General features: G+C 56.1%; 8 protein-coding genes. 1 reads left to right on the top strand and 7 read right to left on the bottom strand.

All coding sequences use genetic code 11. The features are described 5' to 3' along the window. Positions 1–119 precede the first annotated feature (119 nt). Positions 120–3218, top strand: a complete 3099-nt coding sequence (locus Mal52_RS18390) for a DUF11 domain-containing protein (protein WP_145377776.1) — start codon at positions 120–122, stop codon at positions 3216–3218. Between the two features lie 188 nt (positions 3219–3406). On the opposite strand, the gene aroC is transcribed toward Mal52_RS18390, so the two are convergent. The 7 genes from aroC to Mal52_RS18355 form a co-directional block, all read right to left on the bottom strand. After that, entirely contained in the window at positions 3407–4531 is a 1125-nt protein-coding gene (gene aroC / locus Mal52_RS18385) for a chorismate synthase (RefSeq protein WP_145377775.1), read from the bottom strand. Positions 4532–4867: 336 nt separating this feature from the next. Beyond that, on the bottom strand, positions 4868–5758 hold the full coding sequence (locus Mal52_RS18380) for a phosphoribosylaminoimidazolesuccinocarboxamide synthase (protein ID WP_145377774.1): 891 nt from the start codon (positions 5756–5758) through the stop codon (positions 4868–4870). A gap of 161 nt (positions 5759–5919) precedes the next feature. Then, on the bottom strand, positions 5920–7920 hold the full coding sequence (locus tag Mal52_RS18375; protein WP_145377773.1) for a PDZ domain-containing protein: 2001 nt from the start codon (positions 7918–7920) through the stop codon (positions 5920–5922). A gap of 103 nt (positions 7921–8023) precedes the next feature. Further along, a complete protein-coding gene (locus Mal52_RS18370; RefSeq protein WP_145377772.1) occupies positions 8024–9046 on the bottom strand; it encodes a S1C family serine protease in 1023 nt (340 codons plus the stop codon). Beyond that, on the bottom strand, positions 9043–10797 hold the full coding sequence (locus Mal52_RS18365; protein ID WP_145377771.1) for a S1C family serine protease: 1755 nt from the start codon (positions 10795–10797) through the stop codon (positions 9043–9045). Before Mal52_RS18365 ends, Mal52_RS18370 begins: the two co-directional genes overlap by 4 nt. A gap of 63 nt (positions 10798–10860) precedes the next feature. Beyond that, positions 10861–12024: an NPCBM/NEW2 domain-containing protein gene (locus Mal52_RS18360; RefSeq protein WP_145377770.1), complete on the bottom strand. Its 1164-nt coding sequence runs from the start codon at positions 12022–12024 to the stop codon at positions 10861–10863. Positions 12025–12110: 86 nt separating this feature from the next. Next, positions 12111–13166 carry a hypothetical protein gene (locus Mal52_RS18355; protein WP_145377769.1) on the bottom strand — a complete coding sequence of 352 codons (1056 nt, stop codon included), beginning with the start codon at positions 13164–13166 and terminating at the stop codon, positions 12111–12113. Positions 13167–13190: the final 24 nt, after the last annotated feature.

Genomic DNA, 13190 nt, shown 5'->3' with positions numbered 1-13190 from the left:
TGCATCGTCATCGAGTTCCCCAAGACGGGATTCTGGGTCGCGATGCGCTGAAAGTTATCGTTCAAATTCCCCCCGCTCTCTACTCTGAGAGCGTCGTTGTCGACCGGGAAAGGAATCCCATGCAAAGTTCCTTGTGGAAACTCGCCGTTATTACCGGCGTCGTCGCGCTCTGCCTATTGGTCATCGATCATGCTCGCGAGGACATGACCAATTCGTCTCAAGGCGTTGCGGAAAATGAGGACACGAAAGTAGAAGACCCTTCAGAGGGCGAATCTAATCAAGTGATCCTTGGGGATGCTCAACCCGCGGCGACTCCGCATGAGAATACCGGCAATACGGTCGCGCGTGTGCCGCACGTCCACGATGATTCCACAGAATATCCGCATCTGGCTCAAACGGGAGCAGCGGTACCTGTGGAAGATCCTTTCGGAGAGAATGAGGCAGTCGAACCGCGACCACTGGGCGACGAAGGGCTGCCACTGTCGGGACAAGACGAACCGGTTGCCGGGACCGCCGTCGAAGCAGAAAATGCCGTCCCTGAGTTGTGGGACGACCCGTCTGAGGCGGAAGTCGCAGTCGATACCGAGGTGGTAGAACCACTGGAAGAAATCCCTGCGTTTGACGATACCGAAGTGGAAAGCTCCATCGGTATTTTTGATGCGGCCGCCGCGGCATCTACGGAAGAAATTGCCACGGAGGAAGCTGCCACTGAGGAATCTGCCGCCGACGAATTCTCCAACGAAGAAGAGATTGTAGAAATCGTGCCGGAGGAATTACCGGCCACGGATGACGATTTTTTTCTGGACGAGTCGACCGAGCCATTGGCGATGCCGGCTGAAGCTGAAACCGAGACAGCGATCACCGAAATCGACCCGTTCGAAGCCTCTTCAGTTGAGGAACCGGCAGTTGAAACGGAACCGGCTGTTGAAACAGAGTTGTTTGATTTTACATCTGAAGAAACGGATCCGTTTGCAGGCGATGTCAGCCTGCCAACCGCCGGGGACGAGGATGCCCCGCTCGACGAGGTGCAGCTTGATGCAACGGAGTTTGAAGAACAAACAGAAGAATTGCTTCCGCTGGGTGACGATTTTGCAGAAGACAACGCCATCGAGGTGATTGAGCCGTTCCAGCCGGAGGCTTTGACGCCTCCAGAAGAGATCGAAGCTGCAGAGGCCGCTCCAGAGTCGCCGGAACTGACTGAGCTTCCACTTGAAGAAGCCGTTGATAAAATTGTTGCCGAAGAACCGCTCATCGAAGAGCCGGCACTGGAAGAACCAGCTGGCGACACAACGCTTGAATACAACGAAGACCCTCCGGCTATTGAGGCTATTGAACCGGAGGAGATGTTGGCCGACGATTTCAGCGAAACTCTTCCGGCAGTGGAAGAACCTGCCGTCATTGTCGAAGAACCGTTTGAGGCACGCGAACTGGCCACGGAAGAGGTTGTCAACGAAACGCCGCCGCTGCCGAGTTTTCCCGAGACAGACGTCCTTGAACCTGAGGCAATGCTCACCGACGAAACCGAGCCAGTCGCTACGGAATCGACCGACAGCGAAGAAGGACCTGTTGCTGCTCCCGACACTGAGCCGACCCTCGTACCCGAGGTTGAAGAGACCTTCACGGAAACTCTTGAAGAACCGGCCGAAGAGCCTGTTGAAGATTTGACGACGGAATTGGTCGCTGAACCAGAACCGGAGTTATTACCCGCCGAACCGGTACCGGCGCGTGCACCGAACGAGGACGTTCCAGCAACCGATTCCGAGACGGTCGAATCTCAGCCCGCGGCCGATGAGGATGTCGTCAGCGAGGATGTCATCGGCGACGGGACGATCGACGCAGATTCCCCGCGGGGCGAGCAACGGCCGCAACTGACCATTGATAAACAATCGCCCCCCACAGCGGTGTTGGGCAAACCGTTTATCTATTCGATTTTGATTAAAAACGTGGGGTCAAGTCCCGCGGGCCACGTGACCGTGGAAGATGAAATTCCCCGCGGCGCCAAACTGACCGGCACGATTCCCCAAGCTGAGTTGGTTGGTAAAAAACTGATCTGGAAGTTCGGTACGCTGCAGCCGAATCAGGAACGTAAGATTTCGATCCGCGTGATCCCGATTGCCGAAGGGCCGATTGGCAGCGTCGCAACCGTCAATTTCGTGGCGGAAGTCGCCGCCCAGACCGTGGTGCAAAAACCGGAACTGAAAGTCTCCATCAATGCCCCCAAAGAGGCACCGCTGGGCAAACCGGTTGTGTTTCAATTCAAAGTCTCCAACTTGGGGACGATGGTCGCTAAAAAGGTCGTGTTGCGAGACATTCTGCCGAGCCACTTCACGCATCCCGGCGGAAAGGATTTGGAATACGAAATTGGCGATCTGGCGGGTGGGCAAACACGCGACGTGCAACTCACGCTCACAGCCGCCGAGGTCGGTGCAGGGGTCAATCAAGCGATTGTCACAGCCGATGGGGACATTTCCATCAAAGCTGAAGCCGAAGTGAAAATCCTGGACCAAGGGGTTTCAATCAGTCGCGTGGGCCCGAAAAGTCGCCTACTGCGCCGCGCAACTTCGTTCACCAACTCCATCCGCAATAAATCCAAATCGCCCGTTCAGAACATTGTGGTTGTTGAACAAATTCCCGAAGGCATGAAGTTCCTCAAAGCCTCGCAGGGTGGAACGTTTGATCCCCGGAAGAAAACCGTGACCTGGAATATTCGACAGATTGCCGGAGAAGAATCCGAAGATGTCAGTGTGATGCTGCTGCCTGAGGTTCCCGGAACTAAAGAAAGCTTGATTCGTGTTTTCGGCGAGTCGGGACAGATTGGATCGACGACCACTGAGACAGCGATCCGTGGATTCGCACTGTTGGACATCAAAATCTCACAGGCCGATCAACCTGTGGTGATTGGTGAGCGTGTTTCTTACCGCATTGAAATCCAAAACCGCGGCACCGAAGCGGCGACAGGGGTGCTGGTCTCGACGTTGTTGCCGGAGGAAATGAAGATGATCAGCATCAAAGGACCTTTGGAGCACCAGCAAACTGAGCAGCAAATCGACTTCAGTCCGATCGCCGATTTGGCCCCCAACAAGCATATCGCCGTCGACCTCTTGCTAGAGGCAACGGCCCCCGGCGACACGCGTCTGCACGTCCAAGTGCAAAGCGACCAAATGAAAAAGCCACTCAGTCGCGAAACCGCCACCGTGATCTTCGGCGAGCAAAACTAAACCCTCCCGTCATCAAGACACTCCAAAACCAACTCCCTCTCCCTCTGGGAGAGGGGCAGGGGTGAGGGTTTCCGCACACCAAGCGATATCCCATCGCGCATGGGTGAAGTTATGCCGAGTCGGTTTGGTTGGGTGAATCAGCCGTCCTACCCAGAAAGGTGCGTCGCGATGCACCCGACGGCAACTAGCTAGAGGTCGAGCGAGTTTTGCCCGGCGTGCCGCAGCCAGTGGTCGGCGAGTACGATTGCCACCATTGCCTCAGCCATAGGAATGAACCGCGGTAGTAGACACGGGTCGTGGCGGCCCTTGGTTTGAATCGTGGTCGGTTGGCCGTCACGCGTGACGGTCTCTTGTGCGATCGGCAAACTGCTGGTCGGTTTCACAGCGGCGCGTAACACGATGGGCAGTCCACTGGTGATCCCGCCCAACATTCCGCCATGACGATTCGACGAGGTTGTGATTTCCGCTTCGTGGCCCGCTGGGCCTGCGGTGAACAGATCGTTGTTCTCGCTTCCCCGCATTCCGACGCATCCAAAGCCGATTCCGTATTCTACTCCGAGTACGGCCGGCAAACTGAAGAGTGCCTTGGCAAGATCGGCTTTGATTTTGTCAAACACCGGTTCTCCCAATCCTGCCGGAACGCCCGAAGCGACAATTTCCCCCGCGCCGCCGATCGAATCCCCGTCCTTGCGGATCGATTCGATCAGCTCGATCATCCTCGTCGCTGCCGCAATGTCGGGGCAGCGGACGATATTCGGTTCCCCGTCGGGCAGTTTTTCTACTGCATCGAGCGTGACCGCCGCCGGGTCGGGAATTTCGGCGCGGATGTCGCCGACCTGTGAAACATAACCGACGACCTGTCCGCCGAATGCAGCAGCGATTAGTTTTTTGGCAACAACACCGGCAGCGACGCGGGCCGTTGTTTCACGGGCGCTGGAACGCCCTCCGCCGCGATAATCGCGAAAACCGTATTTGGCGTCGTAGGTATAGTCCGCGTGGCCGGGACGGTATTTGTCCTGGATGTCGCTGTAATCCCGGCTGCGTTGATCGGTATTGCGGATGAGGATCGCCAAGCTGGTACCAGTGGTGTGCCCCTCAAAGACGCCCGCGAGAATTTCCGGCAGATCGGCTTCATTGCGCTGTGTGACGATTTTACTTTGCCCGGGACGACGTCGATCGAGATCGACCATCAGGTCCTCAACCGACAACTCCAACCCCGGTGGAACACCGTCAATAATCACGACATTCCCCGGCCCGTGGCTTTCGCCTGCGGTGGTGATCCGAAATGCCTGTCCAAAAGAATTGCCCGTCATGTGCGCCCTGAATTGTGATATGGCTGAATACGTCCACGCGAAATTAATTTGCCTGACGTGCGGAGGTCGGGTGCCACTGCTGGCTTGTCCAGCAGTGCGCACATCGCTTGGCGGCGTTTAGAATGAAAGGCTCGCCCTGTCACCGCACTGGCGAACAAGCCGCCAGTGGCACCCTGCGAATTTGCACGAATACGGCATTGTACCATATTCAGCAACAACACGAAGCGCCGCGGGGCGATGTCCGCACGCAGCCTGTGGTTGTGAACCAGGGCAAGCGTTTTGGTCAAATGCAGCTCGGCAGGAGCCTCGCCCTCGCGGAAAGCTTCATGCGGAGAATTACTTCCACGGGAACTCAGATTTTGCCAATGTTTCATAGGCCTCGACGTATTTCGCACGCGTCTTGGCGACAATGTCATCGGGCAGAGCCGGGGGTTCGCTGTTGCGGTCCCAGCCACACGCCACCAAGTGATCCCGCACGAATTGTTTATCGAAGGAGGGTTGCGACTTGCCCGGTTCGTACTGATCGACCGGCCAAAACCGTGAGCTGTCGGGGGTGAGGACTTCGTCGATGAGAATGATCTCACCATCCAGATGCCCGAACTCGAATTTTGTATCGGCGATAATGATCCCTTCCTTCGCCGCGTAGTCCGCACCCGATTGATACACCTGGAAGCTCAAATCACGGAGCTTCTTTGCTGTCTCGGCTGGGATGATTTCGCACATCTGTTCGAAGGAGATGTTGATGTCGTGTCCGCTGGTCTCCTTGGTGGCGGGGGTAAAGATCGGCTCGGCGAGTTTGTCGCTTTCCTTCATTCCCGACGGAAGTTGGATGCCGCAGACACGACCGGTTTCTTGATATTCCTTCCAGCCCGAGCCTGACAGATAGCCCCGCACGACACATTCGACCGGAAATACCTCGGTCTTGAGCACGACCATGCTTCGTCCGTCGAGTGACTCGACGTCAACGCCATCGGGCAGATCCAAGTCCCCCATGTCCATGCTGATCAGATGGTTGCGTACGTCCAATCGGTCGAACCAGACCTTGCTCATTTGTGTCAGCACGCGGCCTTTGTCCGGGATGCCGGTGGGCAGAACCCAGTCGAAGGCAGAAATGCGGTCGGTGGCAACGAATAACAGTTTATCGCCAAATTCGTACACATCACGGACTTTGCCTTGGTGGGCTTTCATACCGGGAATGGAACTTTGCAGCAGGGAATTATTACTCATGGAATGAAATGCTTTTCGAGATAAAGATTAGAACCAGGGGACTGGGGAATCACAGATTCCACGGTGGTCCAAAGTTTAGCAAAGCGGTTCTGCGAAGAAAACCAGCCCAGAGCGCATTTGGCCGTCTCGGCACTCAGTCAACCGCTGGTCGGGGTGCTCTTTCAGATGCGGTCCAGCGCGTCGATCCAGCGTCCGACCTCTTCAATGGCTGGTTCCGGCGGATAGTCTTGACCCAATCCCGGCACAGCGCGATGGCTGACCGGATACCGCATTTTCTCCAGGGCCTTGATTGAGGCCTCGATTTTGCGGCCCTGCGGGTCGTCTTCGCCATACACGAAATCCCACTGCAAGGGGAAGTCGGGTCGATTCTCAGGTGGCTGGATGGCTAGCGGGGCTCCGGCGAGACAGAGGGCCGGGAACAGTTCGCGTTCTTTAAAGGCCAACTGTTGGGCTAAGGCTGCACCCGTTTCGAAACCGTGCAATACGATCCGCTGTGGGTCAATGGAATATCGCTCAACAAACGATTCGACGGCCGCTTTGATGAAGCCGATTTCGTTAGGCGTCCATGTCTCAGCCGTACCCGCCTTGGGGGCCAACAGAATCACACCCCGCTCTCGGCAAATCTGCTTCCAACGTTTAAGCATCTCAGCTTCCATAGTGTTTCGCGACGGATGAATCCACACCAAGAGTGCGTACTGGTAGTCAGGGTTGTAATCATCCGGAACGAAGGCCCACAAATCGTGCGCATGCGTTTCCAGCGTCTCGGCCAACCGTCCTGTTTTTTCAGAATCATCGTTTTTCTCTGCCGGCAAAGGAATGGGAGAGCGTGGTAAGTCTGCCGGAATCTCAGCGGTGATCTTTTGTAATTCCACCTCAGCTGTTTGAGGTTCCCCGTTGCGCAGAAAAGTGAGAACCGCTTTCTCGCCCGGACGCGTGCGGCTGAGCGCGTCGCGTAACTCGATCGCGGAGTTTTGCGGTGCGTCATTGAATTTCGTAATGCGATCGCCACGCTGTAGTCCTGCGGCAGCTGCCGGGCTGTTGGCATAGACGTAACGTACTCCCACGCCAGCGGGCGCTGCGGCTTCGGCCGGTTCGACGGTCGAAAGACGTTCGGGCAAGATTCCTAAAAAGGCGGATTCGTAGGGCTCTAATTTCGCGGCCAACTCGAAGTCCACCTTGATCGTTTCACCGTCGCGATCGACGCTTAAGGCAATCTTATCTCCGGCGTAGGCGTTGCCTAGTGCGTGTCGAACTTGGGAAATTCGTGTCGTCGCCGCACCATTGACCTCGACGATCGTGTCACCTGATTTGATCCCGGCTTTCTGTGCGGGGGAGTTATACCAGACGTGGTCGACCATCGGGGGCGTGCTGTAGAGATCTTTGGTTTGAAACGTAATGCCCAACAAACCACTGTGCAGATCTTTCTCGGCTTTGAGTTGATCGAGAACGTCATAGATGTCGGACATGGGAATCGCAAAGCCGATCCCGGCATCGTACCATTCGACACCTGCGGCGTCAGATTTTCCTTGCGGTGAGAGTGGAACCAACACGCCCAGCACGCGGCCTTCGATGTCGACCAACGGGCCTCCGTAATTCACCGGCGAGACTTTAGCGTCGGTTTGAATCGCCTTGCCCCAGATCCGATTGAGCGCGCTGACGATGCCCACCGACATGCTGGGAAACGGAGTTTCATAAGTTCGCCCCAGGGCGATGGCCCATTGTCCGACACGGACGCTGTCGCGCGGGGCGGCAGGGGCCGGCGTCAAATTCTCGGCGTCGATTTTGATCAAGGTCAGCATCTTGAGATTGTCGGATGCGACCTGTCGCGCGGCAAAGCGGCGACCATCGGGCAACGATACCAAGATGGACGATGGTTTGGCAGCGAAATTGAAGGAACTCGTAATGATATACCCGTCGGCCGAAACCACCACACCTGTGGTCGGTCCCGTTCCAGCCAGGATTTCATCGACGCGCTCTAAACCCCCGACGGTTTCAATCCGCACGATCGACGGAGCAACAATCGCCGCAGCTTGTTTGAGCGCGCGTTCTTCCAAGACAGCCAATTTACCGTCCGCTTGCGCTGCGGCTGTCGACGCCACGCTTATTAGGAGGGCGCTGCTCAATAGCGCGAGAATGGTCAGCCGTGGTTTATGATTCGGCATGATTGTGTGGTTCAGCGATTGTTAATGAGGCACGAACTGTTGGTGGCGTGAATAGCAGTATGCAATGCGGGACGATCCTTCAGCGCCACCCAAATTCGTTGGACTACGGTTCGTCTTTTTCAGGGGCTTCTAACTCCACAGAGACTAAACTGTCTCCGCGGCGGACGACCAATTGGACAATATCCGACTCTTCCAGCCGACCCAATTCTGCCTCCAACTCCTTACAGGACTGAATGAGTTCGCCGTTGATGAACAGCAACAGATCATCGGGGCGTAGGTCTTGTTGGGCGGCATCGCTGCCGGGAAGGAGGCTATCAATATAGGCCGGCGTGCGGTTCAGCACGTCGGGAATTAGCACGATGCCAAAGTCGATCGCGCGGTAGTTTTGCGGAGGAGCAGTTCGGCTTTTGGGGGTATCGCTGCGGCGAAATGTTCCGGATTTGATTTGATGGGCGACATCAGCCAACTCATCCACCGGGATGGCATAGTTGATCCAGGTATTGGTTTCGGCATTACGCAGTTCCTTGCCGATCATCGCCAGCAACCGGCCGTCGCGGGTTGTCAACACGCCGCCCCCCATACCGGGATTGTTGGTGATGGCGTCGACGACATAAACGGGCCCGTCAAAGGGGACCTCAAACGCGCCCCGCCGCGCACGCAACCGCGTCTTGGCGGCAATCACGCCTTGCATGACCGAGACCGGTTCATCGCCGGTGGCCACTTTGTACATATTGCCAAAGGCCAGGACGCGCTGTCCGGTCCCGGCGGAGGCAGCATCGTCTAAATCAAAATAAGGCAGGTCATCGGCATCGACTTTGAGAATCGCCAAATGCAATTGCGGCTCGGCCCCGACAATGCGGCCATCCAGTTTGAGTCCGTTGCCCAGCACGACCGTGACCACGTCGGGATCCAACACGTGACTCCAGACCGTGGCGATATATCCGTCGGGTGAGATGATGAAACCGGTGCTATAGGAATGCAGTCCGCCAATGCCGCCGGCACCGAAGATTTTCACAAGTCGTGTTTGAACTTCCTGGATGGGTGACAACTCGTCTTGGGCGTTTGCGAGAGGCATGCTCCCACAAACCAGCAAAATCATTATGCAGCTACGCAAGAGATGTTTCATCGGCCCACCTCCTTGACAGTCTCATCGTCGGACGTTGGAAACTCACAGTTTTCGATATTCAATGTGACGAAAGTTTTGTCGGCGTGATTGACGGTCCACCGTGCGGGTAAGATTCGTCCCTGGAAGTCTCGCCTGCCCGAAAAACGAACTTCGCAAGGATCGGCTTGGTCATGGATCCAAAAGTCAAACCCCATCAATTCGCCCGTCCCCTTGTGGAAATACCACAGCGAACGCCCGGCATTCAATTCTGCTTCGACAATATCAACACGCTCACCCACACCATCCAGCGGGGTGCTGCCGACGTAATAGAACTCAGAAAAACCGGCAGCTCCCATCGTCAGTAGTCGACGATAGTGGTTCAAACCGGCCAACAACCCGCCGCTCCCCGGCGGTTCATCGATGGTCGCGGCATCTTCGCCCAACGGCTGTAAGTAGGCGTTCTCGCCCAGGAGCATTCCCATTCCCGTGGAGGCGAAGACAATGCGGAAATCTTCACTGGTTTCCGTCTTGCCGGTGACGATCCAGCGACTGCTTGTCTCGGAAAAATCACCCAGATCGGCCAGCCCTCGCAGCGCGCGGTCGCGTTCGAGTTCATTGAAATAGTAATTCAGGAACCCCGGTTTTTTCTGATAGTATTTTGCCAGTTCCGGCGATGTCTTTGCCGGGTCCGGTCGTGGTTCCTTTCGTTCATTTTTAGGCAGTTGGGGGCCACGCGGTTTTTTAGCAGGTTTGTCGAGCGTCAATTCACTGCTACGGTGCAATGCCTCTAAGCGGACGATGATCTCGTGGGTTTCGATATTGCCGTCGACTTCCCGACGAAACGCGAGCGGCAACTTCCACCCTTTGGGGTAGATCCCCAGGATGTTTTTGAATTGATTCACACTACGAATTGGTCGCCCGGCAAACGAAACGATTTCATCATCCAATCGCAAGCCCCGACGATAGACCGGTGTCTCCTCCAAGATGTTATCAACCATGACCGCTCCATCCTGATTTGTGGAGACGATCGCGCCCAACGTGGCATGGTCTACGATGCGTCCGCTGCGGAGGTGGTCCATGAAATGTTTGATTTGATTGATCGAGATGGCGTAGCCCGCCCCCACATTGACGCGGCCGCGTTTGTCGAGAGAGATACGTCCGTTGATTCCCACCACTTCACCAGCCATGTTGAACAACGGGCCGCCGGAGTTGCCCGGATTGATCGAAGCGTCGGTTTGAATGCAGTCGGTGTACTCCAAAATCGTGCCCGAGGGATATTGGTAGCGGTGAATGCCTGAAACGATGCCAAACGTGGCCGTCGGGTGAAAATCGGTCGCCAACAGGAAGGGATTGCCCATGGCGAACACGGGGTCTCCTTGATGGAGCAAATCGCTGTTGCCCATTGGGGCAGCAGGGAAATCGTCCCGCCCCAGCAGTTTGATCAAGGCCACGTCGCCTGTGGGATCGATGCTGACAATCACGGCGTCATACAGGATTCCATCGGCCAAACCGCATTTCATGAAATTGCCGGCGCCTTGCACTACGTGGAAATTCGTCAGCGCATAACCATCGGGCGTGATCAAGACTCCTGAGCCGCCGCCAGCCCCTTCGGCGCCGAATACGGCAACCACCGTCGAAGCGGCACGGGCCATTACCTCGATGCGTTGTTGTTCCGCTTGCGCGACTGCCGGCTCAACAGCATGGGCCGGGACTGCCGGGATTTGCGCAATCAGCAACAGGGCCGCAATCAGCGAGGTGAAAAATATGGGCATCTCTGTTTCCGTGTAGGATGAATTGTCGGGCGGCGCGATCGTGCCACCCCCCTCTCTTCAACGTTATTTCGTAACCCGGGCGTCCGCAAGGTCGAGATGATCGGCGATATCCAGGTCCTCGCCAAAATCGACGAGAATCGTCAGGTCCCGCGCGCCGCTCACGTCCAGGTCCAGCGGTTGCGGTTTATCGGTTCCTTTGACTGTTGTTTCCAATAGAACGTTGTCGTCAGCCGAAATGACTACCTTCACATTTCCGCGACCTTCGACGATTTGGTCGATTCCCATCACAGCGCGAAATCGCCGGTAGTCGCCGCGCAGTCGATATTTCAATGTCGTGCGGCTGTGAATCGAAAGCCCCTTGGAGTAGGTCTTTCCGTCCAGGCGAATCGGTCCCCCATCCAGGTTGCTGTTGCGACGGTAGGTCCAAGTGATGTCGAAATAGGGGACGTATTGCACGTCGCGCGGTTCCATGTTGGCGAGATAAACCACTTTGCCGTTGCTGAAATCCAGGCTGGTAATCTTGCTGAGCGGCAGCTCCAGTGAGCCGCCGACCGAGAGCCGCGCGTTCAGTTTTGATTCCATCAATTCGACCGAACGGGCCAATAACAATCCGCCATCCGTCAGGGAAATCCCGCAGGCAGATCTCGTTTTACGCGGCGTCCGGTGATAAAAAATGAGGCCGAATACTTTTTCGCGGGGAAGTTCCAATTCGTCATTGTCGATGAGAAACTTCACGGTCTTGTCATCGATGTCGCCAATGACACCGGTCAAGTAGTCCAGAATATCTCCTTTGCGGATGATGAGCGCATCGGTCTCGAAATCGCGTTTTTGCATGTCGCTCCACAGTTCAGCAATCGCACCCTCGGCCGGCGCTAAGCGGATCGTTGCTAATGACCGCGACGAAAAGCTGAACGGCTCAAGGCCTTCGATTGTTGGCTGTGCTCTTTGGGAGGCCAGTGCGAACGACTTGCATGCGAAATGCGATCCATCGGTCAATGTGACATGAATGGAATCCCGCGAGGGGAGTATCGGTTTTCGTCCCGGAAAACGGATTTCCAACAGGTCCTCTGCACTAACGGTTGCTCCTCCCTCACCGGTCGTGATAACTGCTCCATCGGCAGTGAGTTGCGACAAGCTCCCGATCTGGGGAGCGCCCTCAAGTGTTTGCAATTCCACCTGGGGTTGTTGTAGCAGGACTGCAGCCGTAAGCAGGAACCAAACGCTCATAATCTCTTCAATACACTAATGGAACGAGGGGGGAGTTCAATCACAGGGGCATCAGGGTCAAGGGCGGTAGGGGCGGGGACGAGGCATCAATTATTGGTCGGCACCGTCCGTTTGGCGGCATTGCGAAAATACTCTTCCACTGCGCGGCGGTAATGGTTGGGGAAATCGCGGCCAATCAGTTGCTTGATCCGGGAACGAGCCTTGTCATCCAGGCCGCCCCATTTGCCCCCTTTTTTAATGTCCTTGGGATCGACGGTGCCCGGTGCGGTTGCGCCCTTCACGCTGCTATCGTCAGCCCCGTTTGCGGGGTTGTTGCTGTTGCCACCCTGGCCGCCACCACCTCCGCCCCCGCCGGATTGCTGTTCGATTTTCTTGATGATCTCATCCAGGCCGGCGATGATTTCCTCTTCGACTTTTTGAACCTTCTGCCCCGACCGTCCCAGGTCAAGACGCCGCTCCACGTCGAGCATTTTACGAGAGATTTCGTCGAGCGATTTCTCTTTCAGCCCTTCCAGGTCGTACTGCATCAGCGTCGCAACGGTGCTGTAACGCGAGGGGACGCCCTCAGTGCGCGTTGTCAATTGTTCGATGGTTTTTAGTCCGTCTTGCTTCATCAGCAGATGATGTTGGCAGACGGCTTTGAAAAACAAATAGGTCGCCGGATCGACAACCTCTGTCACGGCAATGTTGTCGAAAACGGCCAAGCCTTCTTCGTACATCCGCCGCTGTGTGAGGTAACGACCGTAGAACAACCGCAGGTTATTGGTGTAAAACGAATCGAGGTTCTCAGTGTCCAACAACTCCGCGTCGGGAGGATGGACGCCCACATCCTGAAAGCGGCAGGCCTCGACGAGCGCTTTCGTCGGCGCGTCGACGAGACTAAAGGTGGCGATGACCCGCTCTAATAATTTTTCCGCGGGGAGTTCGCCTTCAACTCGCCACAAGGCATCGATCTGCTGCTGCGTTTCCGGTGGCAGGTCTTTGACTGTGCTCAGCCAATCTTGCACGCGTTGCTGAACCACGTCAGCTGCGGGAGCGGCTAAGACGGCAACGCTCGGCGTTTCGACTGCGATAACCGGCCGCGGTACGAGAACCCATACGGCAGTCAATGCGATGCAGTATGTCGCGATTCGTGATTTCATATGCATTTCCAAGAAAAACAGAAA

Origin of the sequence: Symmachiella dynata (assembly GCF_007747995.1) — a bacterium.
In the GTDB taxonomy this organism is placed as follows: Bacteria; Planctomycetota; Planctomycetia; order Planctomycetales; family Planctomycetaceae; genus Symmachiella; species Symmachiella dynata.
Note: the sequence above shows the minus strand (reverse complement) of the source record. Positions and strands in the feature narration are given on the sequence as shown.

Excerpts from the sequence above, each read along its gene's own strand:
- Mal52_RS18390 (WP_145377776.1), top strand. The coding sequence starts at position 120 with ATGCAAAGTTCCTTGTGGAAACTCGCCGTTATTACCGGCGTCGTCGCG.
- aroC (WP_145377775.1), bottom strand. The coding sequence starts at position 4,531 with ATGACGGGCAATTCTTTTGGACAGGCATTTCGGATCACCACCGCAGGC.
- Mal52_RS18380 (WP_145377774.1), bottom strand. The coding sequence starts at position 5,758 with ATGAGTAATAATTCCCTGCTGCAAAGTTCCATTCCCGGTATGAAAGCC.
- Mal52_RS18375 (WP_145377773.1), bottom strand. The coding sequence starts at position 7,920 with ATGCCGAATCATAAACCACGGCTGACCATTCTCGCGCTATTGAGCAGC.
- Mal52_RS18370 (WP_145377772.1), bottom strand. The coding sequence starts at position 9,046 with ATGAAACATCTCTTGCGTAGCTGCATAATGATTTTGCTGGTTTGTGGG.
- Mal52_RS18365 (WP_145377771.1), bottom strand. The coding sequence starts at position 10,797 with ATGCCCATATTTTTCACCTCGCTGATTGCGGCCCTGTTGCTGATTGCG.
- Mal52_RS18360 (WP_145377770.1), bottom strand. The coding sequence starts at position 12,024 with ATGAGCGTTTGGTTCCTGCTTACGGCTGCAGTCCTGCTACAACAACCC.
- Mal52_RS18355 (WP_145377769.1), bottom strand. The coding sequence starts at position 13,166 with ATGAAATCACGAATCGCGACATACTGCATCGCATTGACTGCCGTATGG.